This window comes from Devosia subaequoris (assembly GCF_014197055.1).
In the GTDB taxonomy this organism is placed as follows: Bacteria; Pseudomonadota; Alphaproteobacteria; order Rhizobiales; family Devosiaceae; genus Devosia; species Devosia subaequoris.
The window spans coordinates 135,468-156,287 of the sequence record NZ_JACIEW010000001.1; the positions used below are offsets into that span (position 1 = coordinate 135,468).

At 60.4% G+C, this 20,820-nt stretch carries 16 protein-coding genes and 1 pseudogene; 14 read left to right on the top strand and 3 right to left on the bottom strand.

Annotation, left to right across the window (positions count from 1 at the left end; all coding sequences use genetic code 11):
- Positions 1-63: 63 nt before the first annotated feature.
- Complete coding sequence (purN, locus tag GGR20_RS00700; RefSeq protein ID WP_183309329.1) at positions 64-648, bottom strand: phosphoribosylglycinamide formyltransferase; 585 nt, start codon at positions 646-648, stop codon at positions 64-66.
- Complete coding sequence (gene purM, locus GGR20_RS00705; protein WP_183309330.1) at positions 645-1,721, bottom strand: phosphoribosylformylglycinamidine cyclo-ligase; 1,077 nt, start codon at positions 1,719-1,721, stop codon at positions 645-647. The genes purN and purM overlap by 4 nt, the downstream gene beginning before the upstream one ends.
- Positions 1,722-1,855: 134 nt before the next feature.
- Between purM and GGR20_RS00710 the strand changes: the two genes are divergently transcribed.
- Genes GGR20_RS00710 through GGR20_RS00725 form a run of 4 tightly spaced genes read left to right on the top strand, consistent with a single transcriptional unit; the run spans position 1,856 to position 7,357 of the window.
- Positions 1,856-2,947, top strand: a complete 1,092-nt coding sequence (locus tag GGR20_RS00710) for an AI-2E family transporter (protein WP_183309331.1) — start codon at positions 1,856-1,858, stop codon at positions 2,945-2,947.
- The gene (locus GGR20_RS00715; protein WP_183309332.1) at positions 2,919-3,662 is read left to right on the top strand and encodes a P-loop NTPase family protein; all 744 of its coding nucleotides are present in this window, start codon (positions 2,919-2,921) and stop codon (positions 3,660-3,662) included. The genes GGR20_RS00710 and GGR20_RS00715 overlap by 29 nt, the downstream gene beginning before the upstream one ends.
- Entirely contained in the window at positions 3,655-5,820 is a 2,166-nt protein-coding gene (locus GGR20_RS00720) for an RNA degradosome polyphosphate kinase (protein ID WP_183309333.1), read from the top strand. Before GGR20_RS00715 ends, GGR20_RS00720 begins: the two co-directional genes overlap by 8 nt.
- Before the next feature lies 1 nt (position 5,821).
- On the top strand, positions 5,822-7,357 hold the full coding sequence (locus GGR20_RS00725; protein ID WP_183309334.1) for a Ppx/GppA family phosphatase: 1,536 nt from the start codon (positions 5,822-5,824) through the stop codon (positions 7,355-7,357).
- 11 nt (positions 7,358-7,368) lie between these two features.
- Here the strand turns inward: GGR20_RS00725 and rnd are convergent, their stop codons facing one another.
- Positions 7,369-8,538: a ribonuclease D gene (rnd, locus tag GGR20_RS00730; RefSeq protein WP_183309335.1), complete on the bottom strand. Its 1,170-nt coding sequence runs from the start codon at positions 8,536-8,538 to the stop codon at positions 7,369-7,371.
- Positions 8,539-8,723: 185 nt separating this feature from the next.
- On the opposite strand from rnd, the gene aspS reads away from it, so the two are divergent.
- The 10 genes and pseudogenes from aspS (at position 8,724) to GGR20_RS00780 (ending at position 20,810) form a co-directional block, all read left to right on the top strand.
- A complete protein-coding gene (gene aspS, locus GGR20_RS00735) occupies positions 8,724-10,514 on the top strand; it encodes an aspartate--tRNA ligase (protein WP_246349351.1) in 1,791 nt (596 codons plus the stop codon).
- A 157-nt stretch (positions 10,515-10,671) separates the two neighbouring features.
- Entirely contained in the window at positions 10,672-12,273 is a 1,602-nt protein-coding gene (locus GGR20_RS19045) for an EAL domain-containing protein (RefSeq protein WP_183309337.1), read from the top strand.
- Positions 12,274-12,458: 185 nt separating this feature from the next.
- Positions 12,459-14,744: an NADP-dependent malic enzyme gene (locus tag GGR20_RS00745; RefSeq protein WP_338084713.1), complete on the top strand. Its 2,286-nt coding sequence runs from the start codon at positions 12,459-12,461 to the stop codon at positions 14,742-14,744.
- The gene (locus GGR20_RS00750; protein ID WP_183309338.1) at positions 14,741-15,031 is read left to right on the top strand and encodes a Dabb family protein; all 291 of its coding nucleotides are present in this window, start codon (positions 14,741-14,743) and stop codon (positions 15,029-15,031) included. Before GGR20_RS00745 ends, GGR20_RS00750 begins: the two co-directional genes overlap by 4 nt.
- 67 nt (positions 15,032-15,098) lie before the next feature.
- Positions 15,099-16,003: pseudogene (locus GGR20_RS18535) on the top strand (ribose-phosphate diphosphokinase); the annotation flags it as partial.
- 108 nt (positions 16,004-16,111) lie between these two features.
- Positions 16,112-16,510, top strand: a complete 399-nt coding sequence (locus GGR20_RS00760; RefSeq protein WP_183309339.1) for an FtsB family cell division protein — start codon at positions 16,112-16,114, stop codon at positions 16,508-16,510.
- 115 nt (positions 16,511-16,625) lie between these two features.
- A complete protein-coding gene (gene pdhA / locus GGR20_RS00765; protein WP_183309340.1) occupies positions 16,626-17,645 on the top strand; it encodes a pyruvate dehydrogenase (acetyl-transferring) E1 component subunit alpha in 1,020 nt (339 codons plus the stop codon).
- A 6-nt stretch (positions 17,646-17,651) separates the two neighbouring features.
- A complete protein-coding gene (locus GGR20_RS00770) occupies positions 17,652-18,044 on the top strand; it encodes a hypothetical protein (RefSeq protein WP_183309341.1) in 393 nt (130 codons plus the stop codon).
- Position 18,045: 1 nt separating this feature from the next.
- The gene (locus GGR20_RS00775; protein WP_183309342.1) at positions 18,046-19,437 is read left to right on the top strand and encodes a pyruvate dehydrogenase complex E1 component subunit beta; all 1,392 of its coding nucleotides are present in this window, start codon (positions 18,046-18,048) and stop codon (positions 19,435-19,437) included.
- A gap of 11 nt (positions 19,438-19,448) precedes the next feature.
- Complete coding sequence (locus tag GGR20_RS00780) at positions 19,449-20,810, top strand: pyruvate dehydrogenase complex dihydrolipoamide acetyltransferase (RefSeq protein ID WP_183309343.1); 1,362 nt, start codon at positions 19,449-19,451, stop codon at positions 20,808-20,810.
- The last annotated feature ends 10 nt before the right edge of the window (positions 20,811-20,820 follow it).

The window sequence follows — 20,820 nt, forward strand, 5'->3', positions numbered from 1 at the left end:
CACCAGAACAAAGGTCGAACCGATTTTGACGATGCGCCTCATCAATTACTGTGATGGGCAGGATCATAGCTTTACCTGGTGGCTGGCCAGCAGGCGCAGCGCTTCGGGGTAGATGCGGTGCTCTTCAACCAAAAGCCGCTCGGCCAAGGTCTCGGGTGTGTCCCCGGCGGCAACTGGGATGCGCGCCTGGAGGATGGTCGGACCTTCATCCAGGCCGGGGGTGACGAAATGAACGGTGCAGCCGTGTTCGGTCACTCCATCGGCAAGGGCACGTTCGTGTGTGTGCAGGCCCTTATAGGCGGGCAGCAGTGAGGGATGGATGTTGATCATCCGTCCCAGCCAGTGATTGACGAAGTCTTCGCCCAGAATGCGCATGAAACCTGCAAGACAGACGTAGTCGACCTCCCAACTCTCGAGAATCTGGGTCATGGTGTCTTCGAACATGTCCCGGCTGAGAAACTTGCTCTGCGCAAGCGATGCCGTGGCGATGCCATTGGCGGCGGCGGTTGCCAGACCTGGCGCAGCGGCGCGGTTGGACAGAACTCCAACAATTTCGGCCGGATAGTCGGGCGCTCTGGCGGCCTCGATCAGTGCGGCCATATTGGAACCGCGGCCGGAAATCAGAATAGCGACGCGCTTGCGGGTCACAGCGCGAGCTTGCCCCGGAAAGTGACCGGCTCGCCGCTGCGCTCGGTGAGCTGGCCGACGATGGCCGCGATTTCGCCCGATGCGGTCAGGCTCTCTACAAGTCGGTTTGCGTCATCGGCGGCAACGGCCACCAGCATGCCGACGCCGCAATTGAAGGTGCGTAGCATTTCGCGCTCGCTCATGCCTCCGACCTGGCTCAGCCAGCCGAAGACCGGCGGCAGGGTGATAGCGCCGAGGTCGATATCGGCGGCCAGCGCATCGGGGAGGACGCGGGGGATATTGTCGATGAAGCCGCCGCCGGTGATATGAGCCAGGGCCTTGATCCCAATGCCGTCGCGCAGCGCAGACAGGAGCGGCTTAACGTAAATTCGGGTGGGTTCGAGCAAGGCTTCGGCGAGTGACTTGTCCGCAATGAAGGGCGCGGGGGCGTCCCAGGCAAGGCCGGACAATTCGACGATCTTGCGAACCAACGAATAGCCGTTTGAGTGCACGCCCGAAGACGCCATGGCGACCAGCAGATCGCCGGCAGCTATGTCCTTGCGCGGCAGCAGGCCGTCACGTTCGGCGGCGCCGACAGCGAAACCGGCCAGATCGTAGTCATTGCCATGATACATGCCGGGCATTTCAGCAGTCTCGCCGCCGATCAATGCGCAACCGGCGAGGCGACAGCCATGAGCAATACCTTCGACGATGGCCTTGCCCTGATCGACGTCGAGCTTGCCGGTGGCCAGATAGTCGAGGAAGAACAGCGGCTCGGCGCCCTGCACGACCAGGTCGTTGACGCACATGGCGACCAGATCCTGCCCGATGGTGTCATGTTTGCCGGTGTCGATGGCGATCTTGAGCTTGGTGCCAACCCCGTCATTGGCCGCCACCAGTACAGGATCGACAAAGCCGGCGGCCTTGAGATCGAACAAACCGCCAAAGCCGCCGATCTCGCCGTCGGCCCCGGGACGCCGGGTGGAGCGAACTGCCGGCTTGATGGCTTCAACCAATGCGTTTCCTGCGTCGATGTCGACGCCGGCCTGCTTGTACGACAGGCCGTTTGATGGCAGGTTTTGGGGGTCGGACATGAGCCTTCTTGCCATGCTGGGGATTGCGGGCGCAATTGCGTGCGCGCGAACCGGATTGGTTGATCTTTTCGGTGCTGGCCGTTAGACGGCCTGATAGCTTTTCGATTACCCAGACGCAAGGGCCAGCCGGCACTATGGCACTCAGAAATCAAGTGTTCATCTGGATCGGGCTGCTACTTGCTCTGGTCCTGTCGCTTTGGGTGTTCCGCGGCATCCTGTTGCCGTTCGTGGTCGGGGCAGCGCTGGCCTATCTACTGAACCCCCTCGTCAATCAGTTGCAGAAATGGCGATTCAATCGCGCGTGGGCAACTGTGGTGGTGCTGTTCAGCGTGCTGACCGTCGTTATCAGCCTGTTCTTTATGTTCGTACCGCTGATCGGCCAGCAGATCGTCGGGCTGATCCAGCGCCTGCCGGGCTATGTTGGTGATCTGCAGGCGCTTGCCGCCGCCTGGTCGCCGGAGATCAATGCCTGGCTTGGGCCTGAGCGGGCAGCCCAGTTGCAGACAAGCCTGAACGATCTGACGCGGCAGGCCCTCGGTTTCATTGCGACCTTGCCTGCGGAATTGGTCAATATAGGGCTGACCGGGGCGGCTGTGGTCGGGTTTACCGTGCTGGCGCCTGTTGTGGCATTCTATCTGCTGCTCGACTGGGAAGGCATGGTTCGGGGCATTGATGACCTGCTGCCCAAACAGCACAAGGGCGAGGTGAAGGGCGTTCTGCGCGAGATTGACAAGTCCATGGCCGGAGTGATCCGCGGGCAGGGCAGTGTCCTGCTGCTTGATGCGGCGTTCTATGCCACGGCGATGAGCTTGATTGGTCTTAATTACGGCCTGGCCGTTGGCTTGATTGCAGGGCTGTTCAGTTTCGTTCCGTTTGTCGGTTTCGCTCTCGGGCTTGGGCTTTCCGTCGGTATCGCGTTGGTGCAATACGCGCCGAATTGGTGGATGATCGTGCTGGTCGCCGGTGTTTATTTCTTCTGGCAGTTCATCGAGGGCAATGTGCTCTATCCCAAGCTGGTGGGCTCTTCGATCAATATCAATCCGGTCTGGATGATGTTCGCGCTGCTGGGCCTGGGTGCCATTTTCGGGTTTGTGGGACTGTTGCTTGCCGTGCCAATGGCGGCGATCGCGTCGGTGTTGGTCCGCTATGGGGTGCGCAAGTACAAGGAAAGCTCGCTCTATCTCGGGGTGAGGCGGCGTGCGCCCGGTGACGATGCTGCATCCTGACCACGGCCCACGGCAATTACCGCTCGATCTGGGACATGAGCCATCCCATGCCGAGGACGATTTTCTGGTGGGGGCCGGCAATGCGATGGCGCACGCCCGCATCCTGGCCTGGCCGCATTGGCCTGATGGCATGACACTGCTGATCGGCCCGGCGGCATCGGGCAAATCGCATCTTGGCCGGATCTTTTGCGAGCGCAGCAAGGCCTTGGTGGTGACACCGGCCACGATTTCCCCGATTGCCTCGGCGGCGGGCCAGGAGGCGCTGCTGATCGAAGATGTCGATCGGCTGGGCTATGACGAGCATCATCTGTTCCACCTGCTCAACCAGGCCATGCGTGGGTCCCGCACCCTTCTGCTGACCGCGCGGCAGGAGGTTGCGCATTGGCCACTGCGGACCGATGATGTGCGCTCACGGGTTCGTCGGGCCCCTGTTTTCCGGCTCGAGGTCAGCGACGACATTGAGTTGTCACAGATGTTCGTGAAATTGTTCGGGGATCGGCAAATCAAAGTCGACCCCAAGGTGATCGGCTATGTGGTCACGCGCATGGAGCGCAGCTCCGAAGAAGCCGCAAGCCTTGTCGAGCTTATGGACAGGCTGGCCCTTGCAAAGGGGTCGGCTATTACCCGCACTATAGCGTCGGAGGCCCTGGCGCTGCGCCAGCAGGCGCATGGGCTGGACCGGCAACAGGATTGGGACGCTGAGACTGATGAATGAAATAAGCGAATTTCCCGAGGCCGAGGGTTCGGTGCCGGATGTCGAGGCGTTGCGTACCAGCCCAGCGCGTTTCGTCAATCGCGAGGTCAGTTGGCTGCAGTTCAACATGCGGGTGCTGGAAGAAGCCGGCAATGAGGCTCATCCGCTGCTCGAACGGCTGCGTTTTGTCTCGATCTCGGCCAACAATCTGGACGAGTTCTACATGGTGCGCGTGGCGGGCCTGAAAGGACAAATCCGCGCCGGTATGACCAAGCAAAGCGCCGATGGCCTGTCTCCTGCAGAGCAGCTCGACGAGATCGCCACGCTCACCCAGCACCTGCAGCTCGAACAGCAGGATCACTGGAAGGAGCTGCGCGAAGAACTTTTTGCGCAAAATGTGGTGATCCACGAGGCCGACGATCTGACCAATGACCAGATCGCCTATCTGCAGAAACTGTTTCGCGAAGAGATATTCCCGGTCCTGACCCCGATCGCGGTCGACCCGGCGCACCCCTTCCCGTTCATTCCCAATCTGGGGCTTGCCCTGGCTTTCGAATTGAAACGGCCCAATAGCGATCAGCCGCTAACTGCGCTGATACGAATTCCCAGCAATCTGGACCGGTTCATCAACCTGCCCAGCGGACTGGTTTCCGAAGGACGTTCGGAGGTGGTGACCATCGACACGTTGGTCAAACTCTTCTTCCACAAGATGTTTCCCGGTCACGAAGTGGTCGGTTCCGGGGCCTTTCGGGTTATTCGCGACAGCGAAATCGAGATCGACGACGAAGCGGCCGATCTGGTGGTTGAGTTCGAGAGCGCGCTGCGCCAGCGTCGCCGCGGTCAGGTCATTCGACTGGAAATAGAGCGTTCGATGCCGCGCGCCCTCAAGCGACAGATTGGTGAGCAACTCGGGGTCACGGAAGCCGATCTGTTCGAGGTGCATGGTTTCCTGGGACTGGCCGATGCCCGCAAGATCTGTGACGTGGACCGCCCGGATCTCAAGTTCACGCCCTATCTGGCACGCTTTCCAGAGCGGATTCGCGACTATAGTGGCGATAATTTTGCCGCCATTCGCGCCAAGGACATTTTGGTGCATCATCCCTTCGAGAGCTTCGATGTGGTGGCGCAGTTCCTGATGCAGGCGGCGCGCGACCCGGATGTGGTGGCCATCAAGCAGACGCTTTACCGCACCTCGTCGGACAGCCCGATCGTCAAGGCCCTGGTTCTGGCGGCAGAGGCGGGCAAGTCGGTGACATGTCTGGTCGAACTCAAGGCGCGGTTTGACGAAGAGGCCAATATTCGCTGGGCCCGTGACCTCGAGCGGGCCGGCGCGCAGGTGGTGTTCGGCTTTGTCGAACTCAAGACGCACGCGAAACTCAGTCAGGTGGTGCGCCGTGAAAAGGGCAAGCTGGTTAGCTATTGTCACATCGGGACGGGCAATTATCACCCGATTACTGCCAAGATTTATACGGATCTGAGCTATTTCACCATCGATCCGGCGATTACACGCGATGTGGCACGGGTGTTCAACTTCATTACGGGCTATGCGCGACCGACCGAGCTCGAAACCATCGCCGTTTCGCCGGTCAATCTGCGTCAAACGCTGATCGACAACGTCGCCCATGAAATCGAGTTGGCGCGCAGCGGCCAGCCCGCCTCGATCCTGCTCAAGATGAACTCGCTGGTTGATCCGCAGGTAATCGACGCGCTTTACGACGCCAGCCAAGCGGGCGTGAAGGTGGATCTGATCGTGCGCGGCATCTGCTGCCTGAGGCCTGGAATTCCCGGGTTCTCGGATAATATCCGGGTCAAATCGGTCGTCGGGCGGTTCCTTGAACACAGCCGCATCTATTGCTTCGGCAATGGCGAGACCATGCCCTCCCCGCGTGCCAAGGTCTATATTTCTTCAGCCGATATCATGGGGCGCAATCTCGACGGCCGGGTGGAGACACTGGTGCCGATCCTCAATGAAACAGTGCACAAGCAGATTTTGGACCGCATTCTGGTTGCCTATCTCAAGGACAATCAGCAGAGCTGGGAAGTGCTTCCTGATGGAAGCTCAGATCGTATAAGGGTGGGGGAGGGCGAAGAACCCTTCAATGCCCACGACTACTTCATGACCAATCCTTCCCTGTCCGGCCGTGGCAGTGCGGGCGAGGCGGAGAGCGACGAGGATTAAATTGACTCAGTTCTGGGGCGTCGATGCCGATCCGACTGCACAAGGGCGTATCAAGGGTGCCCGACCGGTCGCAGTTCTCGACATCGGCTCCAACTCGGTTCGCCTGGTGGTCTATGAGCGCCATGCGCGTGCGCTGACGCCGCTTTACAACGAAAAGTCCGCCTGCGCCCTTGGGCGCGGGATTGCGCAGAGCAAGCGCCTGGCCGATGCCAATATGGAAAAGGCCCTGGAAGCCATGAAGCGCTTTGCGCTGGTGGCGCGCATGATGCGGGTAGGCAAGGTCTATATTCTGGCAACGTCCGCTGTGCGCGACGCTGCAAACCGGGACGAGTTCGTTTCGGCGGTAGAAGCCATAATGGAAGCGCCGGTACGCGTGCTCAGCGGCCAGGAAGAGGCCCATTATGCGGCCCTGGGTGTCGTTGCGGGCATTCCCGGCTTTGCCGGAGTGGTGGGCGATCTTGGCGGCGGCAGTCTGGAGCTTTCCGAGATTGCCAATGGGCATGACACCAATGGCGAGAGTTTCGAGCTGGGTGTCATTCGCCTGCAGGATGATGCCGATGGCTCGCCAAAGAAAGCGGCGGCCCTGGTGCGAGCCAAACTTGAAGGCTCGATTCTCAGGGATAATGAGGCAGGTTCGCAATTTGCAGCGATTGGCGGCACCTGGCGTTCGCTCGCCAAACTGCACCAAGCCGTATGCGATTATCCGCTGCATATGGTGCAGGACTATGTCGTTGCCGCGGACGAGATGCTGCGCTTCTGCGACGAGATCGTGGCCGCCGATGCGCTCAAAGGTTATCCGGGGTCAGGTGGCGTCAGCAATTCACGGCGTGAACTGGTGCCATTTGGTGCGGCAGTTCTGGCCGAAATTGTCAGGGCCGGAAAGTTCGATAGCGTCGTGTTCTCAGCGCTTGGTGTGCGCGAGGGCTACCTCTACGGGATGCTCGATCAGCGCGAACAGCAAATCGACCCGCTGATTCAGGGGGCAGAGGAGCTCTCGGTGTTGCGGTCGCGGTCACCGGCCCATGCCAATGACCTGGTTGAATTTACCGCCCAGTATTTTGCTGCCATCGGCTCCGACGAGACGCCGGAGGAGGCGCGGCTCCGAGTCGTGGCGTGCCTTCTGGCCGATATCGGTTGGCGGTCGCATCCCGACTATCGCGGGCCGCAAAGCGTGGATTCGGTGGCCTATGGGTCGTTGACCGGGGTGGATCATCCCGGTCGCTCATTTCTGGCCCAGACCCTGGCGGTCCGCTATGACGGGCTGAAATCCAAGGCGGCTCAGGTGCTGGTACCACTTGGTTCGGAGGCGCTGACGGCGCGGGCCCGGCTGATCGGGTCGATGATGCGGGTGGCCTATCCGATGACGGCGGCGATGCCCGGCGTCCTGCCGCGCACGCGATTCAGCCTGGATGATGAGACGTTGGTCCTCCACCTGCCGGCGGACTTCGCCTTTCTCAATGGCGATCACCTCCGAAACCGGCTGCGCCTGTTTGCCGAAGGGGCCGGGCACGCCAAATGGCGGGTGGCTGTGGGGTAGGGCCAGGAGCGCTATTCAGCCGCCTCAGTCTGATTGACTGCGAATTCGATGATGCCTTTCCGGGTCGCCACGAGGCCTATGCGGCCATGCTTGATGGCCAGCGCCTTTTCGCCAAACAGCTTGCGGCGCCAGCCCTTAAGTGCGGGAACGTCGGCTTCGTCATCGAGCACCAGGGCGTCGATTTCGTCAGACGTGGCGATGATGCGTGCGGCGACGCCATGCTGTTCGGCCACGGCCTTGAGAAGCACCCGCACCAGATCGCCGATAGCGCCCTTGGGCGACGGGCCGCGGTAACGCTCGGGCAGGCGGGGCAGGGCCGATTTGGGTATGGCATCGACCTGCTTGAGCAGGGCCATGATCTCGCCTGCTGCCGCGCTGCGACCAAAGCCGCGCGGCACGGCGCGCAGCTTTTCGAAGGCATCAGGGGTCAGAGGGCGTTGGGTGGCCAGTTCGCCCAGCACGTCATCCTTTAGGATGCGGCTGCGGGGCTGGTCTGTATCCTGCGCCCTTTGCTCACGCCACTGCGCCAGCACCTTGATGGCTGCCAGGTCACGCGGGCGATTGAACTTCATCTTGAGGCGATTCCAGGCCTTTTCGGGCTGGACAACATAGGTGTCGATGCTGCGCAGGGTGGTCATCTCGTCCTCGACCCAATCCCAGCGCCTTGTGGATTCCACCTGTTTGCGCAGTTCGCGATAGATGTCGCGCAGCCAGGTCACATCGGCAATGGCGTAGGTGCGCTGCTTTTCCGAAAGCGGGCGGGCGGACCAGTCGGTAAAACGGGAAGACTTATCCAACTCCACCTTGCATATGGACCGAACCAGACTGTCATAGGAGGCGCTATCGCCGAAGCCGCACACGCTGGCGGCAACCTGGGTGTCGAAGATGTTGTGCGGCACGGCGCCCGTCAGCTTGACGAAAATCTCCACGTCCTGGCGGGCCGCGTGGAACACCTTGGTGACGTTGGGACTGGCCAGGAGCGCAAAGAAAGGCGCCAGCTTGATATCCGGCGCCAGGGGATCGATCAGCACGGCTTCATCGTCAGTGGCAACCTGGATCAGGCACAGGCGGGGCCAATAGGTCGTTTCGCGCAGGAATTCCGTATCAACCGTCACGAACTCAAACTTGGAAGCGCGCTCGCAAAATTCAGCCAGCGCCTCTGTGGAAACTATGAGGTCCATACGTACTACCGTCTCAAATTCGTCACTATTCTTCCTAGCAGGTGCGCTTGGTTAGCTCCACCTTGGATTTTTCTTGCGGTAAAGAGGCGTAGCGCGAGATGCCCTGCCGCCTTGACAAGCGGGGCCTGCCATGCGCTTTTCCCGCCCGAGAATCCGGCCTTATTTCAGCAATTCCGAGACCAGACATGACCCTTCATCGCTACCGTTCCCACACCTGTGGTGCCCTTTCGGCGGGCGATGCGGGTAATAATGTGCGCCTCTCGGGCTGGGTGCATCGCGTCCGCGACCATGGCGGGCTGCTGTTTATCGATCTGCGCGACCACTATGGCATTACGCAATGCGTGATCGATCCAGATTCGGCTGCATTCGCCACGGCGGAGACGGTGCGTTCCGAATGGGTGCTGCGGATTGACGGCGAGGTGAAGCTGCGCGATGCGGCAGCGGTCAACTCCAACATCCCCACCGGCTCGATCGAAGTGTTCATCCGTGAGATCGAAGTGCTTTCTTCGGCCAAGGAATTGCCGCTGCCGGTCTTCGGGGAGGCCGAATACCCCGAAGACATCCGCCTGCGGTATCGTTTCCTTGATCTGCGCCGCGAGACTTTGCATGCCAATATCGTCAAACGCACGAAGATCATTTCCGCCATGCGCTCCGGCATGGGCGAGGCGGGCTTCACCGAGTTTTCGACGCCAATCCTGACCGCCTCTTCTCCTGAAGGCGCGCGCGACTTTCTCGTGCCCAGCCGCATTCATCCAGGCAAGTTCTTCGCCCTGCCGCAGGCGCCGCAACAGTACAAGCAGCTTCTGATGGTGGCCGGTTTTGACCGTTATTTCCAGGTGGCGCCGTGCTTCCGTGACGAAGATCCGCGTGCCGATCGCCTGCCGGGCGAGTTCTACCAGCTCGACCTAGAAATGAGCTTTGTGACCCAGGAAGATATCTGGAACACGGTCGAGCCAGTGATGACCGAGGTGTTCGAGAAGTTTGCCGACGGCAAGCCGGTGACCAAGGGTTGGCCGCGCATTCCCTATGCCGAGGCCATCCGAAAATATGGCTCGGACAAGCCGGACCTGCGCAATCCGATTGAGATCCAAGCGGTTACCGAGCATTTCGCCGGGTCCGGGTTCAAGGTCTTCGCCAACCAGATCGAAGCAGATCCAAAGGTCGAGGTCTGGGCGATTCCGGCCAAGAACAAGGCTGGCGCCGAACCGATCGGCCGGGCCTTCTGCGACCGCATGAACGCCTGGGCGCAGGGCGAGGGCCAGCCGGGCCTTGGCTATATCTTCTTCAAGGAAGGGCAGGGCTCGGGCCCGATCGCCAAGAATATCGGCGAGGAGCGCACTGCGACGCTCAAGGCGCAACTCGAACTTGACGACGGCGACGCCGTGTTCTTCGTCGCGGGTCGCCCGGAGAAGTTCTACAAATTTGCCGGTGAGGCGCGCACTAAAGTGGCAACGGATCTGGACGTTGTTGATAAGGACCGCTTTGCGCTGTGCTGGATCGTCGATTTCCCGTTCTACGAGTGGGACGAGGAAGAAAAGCGCGTAGACTTCGCGCATAATCCGTTCTCGATGCCGCAGGGCGGGCTCGATGCTCTCAATGGCGAAGACCCGCTGTCGCTTACGGCCTATCAGTATGACGCGGTCTGCAACGGCTTCGAGATTGCCTCCGGGTCGATCCGTAACCAGGAGCCGGAGACAATGGTCAAAGCGTTCGAGTTGACCGGAAAGTCCCGTGACGAGGTCGAAGAACAGTTCGGCGGCCTATACCGCGCCTTCCAGTATGGGGCGCCGCCGCATGGCGGGGCGGCCTTCGGTATCGACCGCATTGTCATGCTGCTGTGCGGCGTACAGAACCTGCGCGAGATCACGGCATTCCCGATGAACCAGCAGGCCGAAGACCTACTGATGGGCGCACCGAGTGCCGCTGAGCCCAGGCAACTACGCGAGCTGAGCATCCGTCTCAACGTGCAGAGCTGATTGCCTGCAGTTTCTGCGGACGGATTGAAAGGGGTGGCCGATGGCCGCCCCTTTGTTGTCTGCAACAGGGTTAGCGCGAATTAACCAGCATTAATGATCCGTTAAATCCTAGCTTGCTAGCTAAGTAGGCAAGATTTTCCGGGTTCGGATTCGCAGTGTGAAGTCGAAGTTTTCCCATGTCCTGATGCTTTTGGGCGCCATCCTGGCGTTCGTGCCCATTATTGCCGTGGACTATCTGCTGGATGCCTATGTCCAGTATCGGGAAAAGGCGGGGGCTCAACAGTTTGTTGAGGCGGTCAGTTCACACATAAATTCAAGCGCCATGGATGGCGTGGCGGCACTCCGCCAGGTCATCGCGGCCAGTCCTTCGCTATGTACGCCGACCTTCGTGACCAATGCGCAGGAGGCCATTGAAGGTGGCCTAAATCTCAAGCAGTTCCTCGTCGAGAACCTCGATGGTGTCCAGTACTGCGACGCCTATGGCCGCGTGGTGAGCTATTCCCCATTGTCCCAGCCCTTGCCGGTGCCCGGGCTCACCGAGACCATGACGATGGTCAAGCTGGGTGACATGGACATGCCGGCCCTCAAGATCACTCAGACTTTTGGCGAAACCCGGCGCGTCTCGACTTTCGTGCCGCTGCTTGGACAATCGGAAAGCGCATTGAACAAGACGCTGCCGGACGCGGCGATGATGCGTGTGACGCTGACGAACGGTCTTTCCGTTGTGACGCTGGGCGACCCGACGGGATTTGATCGGCGGCAGTCCGGCGCAGACTATATCAGCGCCCAGGGCTATGCGGGCCAGTTCCCGATCAAGGTGGAATATGCGCTGCCCTTCGCCATGGCGCGATCGGGCTATGCCGATCTTGATGTGGCATTCACATTCATCGCCTGCCTCGCCAGCGCCGTGTTCCTGATTCTCAATCTGAGCTATGTACGCCGTTCCCGCGTGCCGGCATTCGATCTGGAGCGCGCCATCGAGCGCAGCGAGATCAAGCCCTATTATCAACCAGTCATTAATCTGCGCACCGGCGAATTGGTGGGTTGCGAGGTGTTGTGCCGTTGGGAGAAGCGCAACGGGCAGGTGATACCGCCCGGCGCCTTCATCGACTATGCCGAGGTGACGGGTCTTGCCATCCCGATGACCGTCTCGCTGATGCAGCAGGTGCGGAACGATCTGGGCGATCTCTCCCGGACGCTGCCGAACATGAAGATCTCGATCAACCTGTTCGAGGGCCATTTCCGCGATGTCGGCATTGTCGAGGATGTACAGGCGATCTTTGGACAGTCACCGATCAATTTCCGGCAATTGGTGTTCGAAATCACCGAGCGGCGCCCATTGACCAACTCCATGACCACGACCAGCGTGATTTCGGGATTGCATGCCCTCGGCGCGCGGCTGGCAATGGATGATGCGGGCACCGGGCACTCCAATCTGGCCTATCTGGCGACATTGGGCGTTGACGTCATCAAGATCGACCGCATCTTTGTGGACATGATCAAACCGGGGACCACCCAGGTGCCGGTTCTGGATGGTCTAATCGCCATGGCCAAGGATCTTGATTGCGAGATTGTGGCCGAGGGCGTGGAGACCGAGGAACAGGCGCTCTATCTGCGTTCACGCGGGGTTCTGCATGCGCAGGGCTATATTTTTGCGCCGGCATTGAAGGTTGGCGCGTTCAAGGAATTGGCTCTGGCACTCAATTCGGCCTCCAATCCGCAGCCGAGGCTAGAAGTGGTGGCGTCTGCGGCGGCCTGATCGTCGGGCTGCGTTTCTCCCGGATCAATACATCGCCAAACTGTCCCATTTCTGTCAGCGTAACGTTGCAGTTTCTGTGTTCGCCGTATTTTTGCCGCCGACTCGACGCCTTGGGCTTTTCCGGCCTTTTCAATCCTCGTGATTGATGGCACCAACGCGGCCAATGGGCTTGCCGGGAGGGTTTCGTGACCACAGACATCAATGAGCAACGTAAGGCACTTCGTGACGCGGCGCTGCATTTCCATGAATTCCCCAAGCCCGGCAAACTGGAAATTCAGCCGCTCAAGCCGCTCGGTAACCAGCGCGACCTGGCACTGGCATATTCGCCCGGCGTTGCCGCCCCTTGCGAGGAGATCGCCCAGACGCCCGAGGCCGTTGCGCGCTACACTTCGCGGCAGAATCTGGTGGCTGTCATCTCCAATGGCACAGCAGTGCTGGGGTTGGGTAATATCGGCGCACTGGCCTCCAAGCCGGTGATGGAAGGCAAGGCGGTTCTGTTCAAGAAGTTCGCAGGGATCGATGTGTTCGATCTCGAAATCGACGAACTGGATCCGAAAAGGTTCACCGATGCCGTCGCGCCGCTCTGGCCTACCTTTGGCGGTATCAATCTTGAAGATATCCGCGCACCGGATTGCTTCGAGATCGAAGAGGCGCTGCGCGAGCGGATGCCGATTCCGGTTTTCCATGATGACCAGCATGGTACCGCAATCATTGTCGGCGCCGCGGTCCTGAATGGTCTGGAACTCGCTGGAAAGAAGATCGAAGACGTCAAGATCTGCACGTCTGGGGCAGGGGCGGCAGCCATCGCCTGCCTGAACGTATTGGTGGCACTCGGCGCCAAGCACGAGAACATCTGGGTCGCCGACAAGGACGGCCTGGTTACCCACAAGCGCAACGACATCAATGACAAATGGCGCGGGCAGTTTCGGCGCACCAGTGATGCGACGACGCTGGCCGAGGTGATCGAAGGGGCCGATGTGTTCCTGGGACTGTCGGCAGCAGGGGCCCTCAAGCCGGAAATGCTTGCCCAGATGGGCCCCAAGCCGCTGATCCTGGCCCTGGCCAATCCCAATCCGGAAATCATGCCCGAACTGGCCAAGCAAACCCGGCCCGACGCCATGGTCTGTACGGGGCGCTCTGACTACCCTAACCAGGTCAACAATGTCCTGTGCTTCCCTTTCATTTTCCGCGGCGCGCTTGATGTGCATGCCACGACAATCAACGAAGAGATGAAGCTGGCGGCTGTTCGCGCGATTGCCAAGCTGGCCCGCGAGCCGGGACTGGAAGTTTCCCCTTCGGGTGCGCCGGCGGTTTATGGTCCCGAACACATCATCCCCAACCCCTTCGACCAGCGGCTGATCCTGCGCATAGCTCCGGCGGTGGCGCGGGCCGCGATGGAGTCGGGTGTCGCCAAGAAGCCGATCGAGGATTGGGACGCCTATTACGACGGGCTCAATCGGTTCGTGTTCCGCTCTGGCCTGGTGATGAAACCGATCTTCGACCGAGCGCAGGGGCAGGGCAAGCGCATTGCTTTTGCCGATGGCGAAGACGAACGCGTGTTGCGCGCGGCTCAGGTGCTGCTTGAGGAAGGTATCGCCCGCCCGATCCTAATTGGGCGTCCGGCGGTGCTGGAGGCGCGTATCGAGCGGTTTGGTCTCAGCATCCGGCCGGGGAGGGATTTCGAGGTCATCAACCCTGAAGACGATCCACGCTACCGCGACTATGTGAGCCTGTTCCATTCGCTGGTGGGACGCACCGGCGTGACGCCGGATACGGCCCGCACCATTGTGCGCACCAATACCACCGTCATCGGGGCCCTGGCGCTCAAGCGTGGTGAGGCAGACGCCATGCTATGCGGCTTGCAGGGTCGATTCATCAAGCATGTGCGGGACATCAAGTCGGTCCTGGGGATGCAGGCAGGGGTAACCGAGGCTTCGGCGCTCTCCATGCTAATCATGCCGCGCGGGGCGTTCTTCCTGACCGACACCTATGTCAACCAGAACCCCAGCGCCGACGAGATTGTCTCTATCACGTTGCAGGCCCGCGACCATCTCAAGCGCTTCAATATTGAGGCGAAGGCGGCATTGCTGAGCTATTCCAACTTCGGGTCGCGCGACGGCGACAGCGCCTACAAGATGCGCGAGGCCTATGCCAAGCTCAAGGCCATCGCTCCGGACCTGATCGTCGAGGGCGAGATGCAGGGCGATCTGGCGCTGAATGAAGGGCTGCGCGAGCGCTATATCCCCGACACTATTCTCAGGGGCGAAGCCAATCTGCTGGTGTTCCCGGACCTTGATGCGGCCAATCTCTCAATGACGCTGCTCAAGGAAATGAACAATGGCCTGGCGGTTGGCCCGATCCTGATGGGCATGCAGTCGCCGGCCCATATTCTGGCACCATCAGTTACAAGCCGTGGCATCGTCAACATGGCAGCTATCGCTGCTAATGAAGCCCTTGGAGAAACAGTATGATCCGGCACACCGTCAGCTTCGCCCTCAAGCACCCGGCAGGATCCGATGCGGAGCGTGCTTTCCTGGAGGCGGCCATGGTGTTAGCTGCAATTCCGGGCGTGGGGCGGTTCGAGCGTCTCCGGCAGGTCAGCGCCAAGAGCGACTTCACTTTCGGCTTCTCGATGGAGTTTGCGGATCAGGCCGCCTATGACGCCTATAACGCGCATCCCGATCACGTGGCATTCGTGCGCGACCGCTGGGTACCGGAGGTCGAACGCTTCCAGGAGCTCGATTACATTGCACTCTGAGCTGGGACAATGTTAAGTGCGGTCATCCGCAGTCGGCAGCCGAGGACAATCCAGGAACCAGATAGCTGTGTTCAGTGGTAGCGCCCACCCCGAACTTGCGAATGAGATTTGCGCCGAACTTGGCGTGCCGCTCAATCCCACACAGATCAAGCGCTTCTCCAATGATTGCCTAGAAGTGCAATTGCAGGCTAATTGCCGCGAGCAGGATGTGTTTCTGGTCCAGATGCTGAGCGCGCCGGTCCAGGACCATTTGACTGAGCTTCTGCTGATGCTGGATGCCGCGCGCGGCGCATCGGCGGCCAGAATTACGGCCGTTATTCCGCATTATGCCTATGCCCGCTCAGACAAGAAGGATGCCCCGCGCATCTCGATTGGTGGCCGCCTGGTTGCCGATCTGCTCAAGACCGCTGGCGCTGACCGGGTCCTGACGATGACACTGCATTCGCCGCAGGTGAATGGCTTTTCAGCGTGCCGGTTGATCACTTGCACGCGTTGCACGAGATGGCACGCCACTTTCGACGCTATGACCTGTCGAATACCGTGGTCGTGTCGCCCGATCTGGGCAATGCCAAGACCGCTGCGGCCTTCGCCCGGTCGCTGGGTCGGCCGGTGGCCGCCGGGGCGAAGGAACGCATTTCGGACACGCAAGTGCGGATTTCAGCGATAATCGGCGATGTGCAGGGCCGCGACGTCATTGTTCTCGACGATGAAGTTGCCAGTGGCGGCTCCATTCTGGAACTTCTCAAGCATTTGCGCAGCAATGGTGCCCGCACTGTTCGCATCGCTTGTACGCACGGCATCTTTGCTGACGGCGCGGTGGCGCGGCTTGCTGCCGAGTCCGTTGTCGCGGAAATCGTGTGCACCAACACACTGCCCAATGCCCTTCTGCAGCCACACGAGAAACTGACGGTTTTGTCGGTTGCGCCGGCATTGGCCGAGGCAATGCGCCGGATCAACAACGGGCAATCGGTCAGTGCGCTGTTCGGCGAGGGTGGGCATGCGCAGCGTGTCGCTGCCGAATAGGAAACCGGGAATTAATCTCTTTTCTGGCATGGTTGGGCAAGTTCAATTGGTCGATCCATGCCCACCCGTCTCAAACGTCCCGCATTCTGGCGCCCATTGGCTCTGACCGTGACCCTGCTGGGGTTTCAGGGCTATCTGGGCTATTCTGCGATATCGGGTCAGTTCGGTATCGAGAATCGGGACGACATTCTGGCCGATATCGAGGTTCTGCAGGATCGCAGCGCTGCGCTACAGGCCGAGATCGACGCTTATCGGCACCGGGTTTCGCTGATGAATCCGCGCCATCTGGATCCCGATCTTGTCACCGAGCGGGCACGGGCCCTGTTAAACATGGCCCACGCAGATGACATCTTGGTGATGGTCAATCCGGAGACTGGTAAACCAATTTCCGGTCAATTTGTAGAATTAATCGATGACGAGTTAATCTCGATTATTCAAGCAGATTCAACGCTTTGAGCTAATTTTAGAGACGCGTTGAGGGCAATGTTATTGCTTGGGCGCTTGCAGTATGATGCGCGAGATGGCCTGATTGGCCAAAGCGGCAAATTCCCCGACCCAAGCGGAGTGTAGAATGGCGCGCAAGGCGACGGCCACCAAGGCCAAGACGCAGCCCAATGTCCCCCAGTTCACCCAGGAGCAGGAGCTCGAAGCGTTCCGCGAGATGCTGCTGATCCGGCGGTTCGAGGAAAAGGCCGGCCAGATGTACGGCATGGGCCTGATCGGCGGTTTCTGTCACCTCTATATTGGTCAGGAAGCGGTGGTCACCGGCATTACCATGGCCTCGGAAAAGGGCAAGGATGCTCAGATCACCGGCTATCGTGACCACGGTCACATGCTGGTCATGGGGCTGGACCCCAAGGGTGTGATGGCTGAGTTGACCGGGCGCCAGGGCGGGTTGTCGAAAGGCAAGGGCGGCTCGATGCACATGTTCTCCAATGAACACCGCTTCTATGGCGGCAATGGCATTGTGGGTGCGCAGGCTTCTCTGGGCACAGGCTTGGCCTTTGCCAGCAAGTACACGGGCGATGGTTCGGTCTCGATCACCTATTTCGGTGACGGTGCGGCCAATCAAGGCCAGGTCTATGAGAGCTTCAATATGGCCAAGCTCTGGAACCTGCCGGTGGTCTACATCATCGAGAACAATAAATACGCCATGGGCACCTCAACCGAGCGGTCCTCGGCGACGACTGACTTTTCCATGCGTGGTGCCTCGTTCAACATTCCGGGCGAGCAGGTCGATGGCATGGATGTGCGCATGGTTTACGATGCCGCCCAGCGGGCCATCGAGCATGCCCGGTCCGGCAAGGGTCCGTACATCCTTGAAATGCTGACCTATCGTTATCGCGGTCATTCCATGTCCGACCCGGCCAAGTACCGGTCCAAGGATGAGGTGACCAAGTACCGCCAGGAACGCGATCCTATCGAACAGGTGCGCACGCGCCTTATCGAAGGTGGTTCGATCACCGAGGAAGAACTCAAGAAGATCGAAACCGATATTCGCGCTGTGGTCACCGAAGCTGCCGACTTTGCGACCAATGATCCAGAGCCGGACGCGTCCGAACTTTGGACCGACATCACCATCAAGGCCTGAGGCACGATGACCATACTGCTTGGTGTCATTCTGCTCTTTGCGGTGCTGTCGGCGGCGATGGCCGCCGTGCAGGCATTGGCAATCAGCAAGCTGGCGCCGGCCGATGCGTGGCGTGGCTGGCTTTTTGGCTGGTGGCGCTTCGCCGAGGTTGAGCGTCGCGCGGGTCTGGCTGGTGAGGCGCAGGCCGGAATTTACAAGCGCGCCGTGATCGCGACGATTGGCTTTGTGCTGCTCGGGCTCATCCTTAGCGGTTGGGTCGTCAACCAGCGCCCGGCGGGCGCGGCGGACACCGCATCAAAGAAATTGAACGGTTGGCGGATCGATACCGCGACCGTAAACCCCCATTCCTCTATCCGCCCGTTGGCCTCCATGCCCGGCGCGATCCTCGTGGAGAGCTGATATGCCCCAAATTCTCATGCCCGCCCTGTCGCCGACCATGGAAGAAGGCAAGCTTGCCAAATGGGTCGTGAAGGTCGGCGATCAGGTCAAGTCCGGCGATGTGCTGGCCGAAATCGAGACTGACAAGGCGACTATGGAAGTCGAGTCGGTCGATGAAGGCACGGTAACCGAGATACTCGTCGAAGAAGGCACCGAGGGCGTCAAGGTCAACGCCCCGATTGCCGTGGTGTTGGCCGAGGGCGAAAGCGCCAGCGAAGCGGCTGCACCCGTAGCGGAAACAGCGCCTGAACCGGCGGAAGCGCCTGTAGCTGCTGCTGAGAAAGCAGCGGACACAGCGCCTGCCGCTGCCGTGCCGGCTGCCCCCAAGTTCGAGCCGCAGGCCGATCCCGATCTGCCCGAGGGCGTTGAAATGGTCGAGATGACCGTTCGTCAGGCGCTCAATGAGGCCATGGCCGAAGAGCTGCGCCGCGACAAGGACGTCTTCATCATGGGTGAAGAAGTCGCCGAATATCAGGGTGCCTACAAAATCACCCAGGGGCTGTTGCAGGAATTCGGCAAGGAGCGGGTGATCGACACCCCGATCACCGAGCACGGTTTTGCCGGTCTGGCTGTTGGCGCCGCCTTCGCGGGGTTGAAGCCGGTCGTTGAATTCATGACCTGGAACTTCGCCATGCAGGCGATCGATCAGATCATCAACTCGGCCGCCAAGCAGCTCTATATGTCCGGGGGGCAGGTAAAGGCACCAATGGTGTTCCGTGGGCCCAATGGCGCAGCCGCTCGGGTAGGTGCGCAGCACAGCCAGGACTATTCGGCGTGGTACAGTCATGTTCCGGGTCTTACCGTCATCGCCCCCTATAGCGCTGCCGATGCCAAGGGGCTGCTCAAGGCAGCGATCCGTTCGCCCAATCCGGTGGTCTTCCTTGAGAATGAAGTCCTCTACGGCTCGACCGGCCTTGTTCCGCAGGTCGATGATTTCGTGCTGCCGATCGGCAAGGCGCGCATTGCCCGCAAGGGCGCCGACGTTACCGTTGTCTCGTTCTCGATGGGCATGCGCTACGCAACCCAGGCCACCGAAAAGCTGGTGGCCGCCGGCGTTGACGTCGAACTGATCGACCTGCGCACCTTGCGTCCACTGGACAGCGACACCGTCATCGAGTCGGTCAAGAAGACCGGGCGTCTGGTGACCGTGGAAGAAGGCTGGCCGCAGGGCGGCATTGGCGCAGAGCTCGCCGCGCGCGTGATGGAAGAAGCGTTCGACTATCTCGATGCGCCTGTGACCCGTGTCACCGGCAAGGACGTGCCGATGCCCTATGCCGCAAACCTCGAAAAGCTGGCGCTGCCCAATGTTGATGAAGTGATCGCGGCGGTGAATGCCGTGACCTATCGTTCGTAAGGAGAACCGGGATGCCAATAGATATCACCATGCCGGCGCTCTCTCCGACGATGGAAGAGGGCAAGCTTGCCAAGTGGCACGTCAAGGAGGGCGACAGCGTTTCCTCTGGTGACGTGATCGCCGAGATCGAGACCGACAAGGCCACGATGGAAGTCGAGGCCGTTGACGAAGGCAAGATCGGCAAAATTCTTGTCGATGAAGGCACCGACAATGTGAAGGTCAATGCCGTCATCGCCGTGCTGCTGCAGGAAGGCGAAGACGCCAGTACCATAGGGGACGCTGCACCGGCACCCAAGGCCGAAGCGCCGAAGACCGAAGCGCCGAAGGCTGAGGCACCAAAGGCGGAAGCACCCAAGGCCGAAGCTGCGGCCGCGCCGGCACCAGCTGCCAAAGCCGAGGAGCCCAAGGCGTCGCCGGCACCCGCTAAGACAGAGGGCGAGCGCGTGTTTGCGTCGCCATTGGCAAAACGTCTTGCCAAGGAAGCGGGCATTGAAATTGCCGCTATTTCCGGCACAGGCCCCAAGGGCCGTGTGATCAAAGCGGACGTGGAAGCGGCCAAATCCGGCAAGACTCCGCTCAAGGCGGCGGCTTCTGCTGCGGCGCAGTCTGGCGGGGCTGCAATGGCTGGCGGGCTCAGCAAGGCCCAGGTGCTGGCGATGTATGAAGAAGGTACCTATGAGCTGGTACCAGCCGATGGCATGCGCAAGACCATCGCGGCACGCCTGACCGAATCCAAGCAGACCGTACCGCATTTCTATCTGACGATTGATTGTCGTATCGATGCCCTGATGGCCGCGCGCGAGCAGATCAACGCTAGTGCGCCCAAAAACAAGGACGGCAAGCCGGAATACAAGCTTTCCGTCAATGACTTCGTGATGAAGGCCTGGGCCATAGCGCTGCAGCGCGTGCCGTCGGCTAATGCCACCTGGGCTGGGGATTCGATCCTCTACCACAAGCGCAGTGATGTCGCTGTGGCGGTGGCCATCCCGGGCGGCTTGTTCACCCCGGTGGTCAAGAGCTGCGACACCAAGAGCTTGCGGGAAATCTCCGAGGCGGTGAAGGACCTTGCAAGCCGGGCGCGCAACAAGAAGCTGATGCCGCATGAATATCAGGGGGGCGCCTCGTCAGTGTCCAATCTGGGCATGTTCGGCATCAAGGATTTTGCCGCCGTCATAAACCCGCCGCATGGCACGATCCTGGCGGTGGGCGTGGGTGAAGAACGCGTCTATCCCGACAAGGGCGAGATCAAGATCGGCCAGTTCATGACCTGCACGCTTTCCTGCGACCACCGTTCGGTTGATGGAGCGTTGGGCGCCGAGGTGCTTGGCGTGTTCAAGGGCCTGATCGAAAATCCGGTGATGATGCTGGCTTAGGGAACCAAGG

Excerpts from the sequence above, each read along its gene's own strand:
- purM (WP_183309330.1), bottom strand. The coding sequence starts at position 1,721 with ATGTCCGACCCCCAAAACCTGCCATCAAACGGCCTGTCGTACAAGCAG.
- GGR20_RS00750 (WP_183309338.1), top strand. The coding sequence starts at position 14,741 with ATGATCCGGCACACCGTCAGCTTCGCCCTCAAGCACCCGGCAGGATCC.
- aspS (WP_246349351.1), top strand. The coding sequence starts at position 8,724 with ATGACCCTTCATCGCTACCGTTCCCACACCTGTGGTGCCCTTTCGGCG.
- GGR20_RS00770 (WP_183309341.1), top strand. The coding sequence starts at position 17,652 with ATGACCATACTGCTTGGTGTCATTCTGCTCTTTGCGGTGCTGTCGGCG.
- GGR20_RS00720 (WP_183309333.1), top strand. The coding sequence starts at position 3,655 with ATGAATGAAATAAGCGAATTTCCCGAGGCCGAGGGTTCGGTGCCGGAT.
- pdhA (WP_183309340.1), top strand. The coding sequence starts at position 16,626 with ATGGCGCGCAAGGCGACGGCCACCAAGGCCAAGACGCAGCCCAATGTC.
- GGR20_RS00775 (WP_183309342.1), top strand. The coding sequence starts at position 18,046 with ATGCCCCAAATTCTCATGCCCGCCCTGTCGCCGACCATGGAAGAAGGC.
- GGR20_RS00760 (WP_183309339.1), top strand. The coding sequence starts at position 16,112 with ATGCCCACCCGTCTCAAACGTCCCGCATTCTGGCGCCCATTGGCTCTG.
- rnd (WP_183309335.1), bottom strand. The coding sequence starts at position 8,538 with ATGGACCTCATAGTTTCCACAGAGGCGCTGGCTGAATTTTGCGAGCGC.
- GGR20_RS00710 (WP_183309331.1), top strand. The coding sequence starts at position 1,856 with ATGGCACTCAGAAATCAAGTGTTCATCTGGATCGGGCTGCTACTTGCT.
- GGR20_RS00780 (WP_183309343.1), top strand. The coding sequence starts at position 19,449 with ATGCCAATAGATATCACCATGCCGGCGCTCTCTCCGACGATGGAAGAG.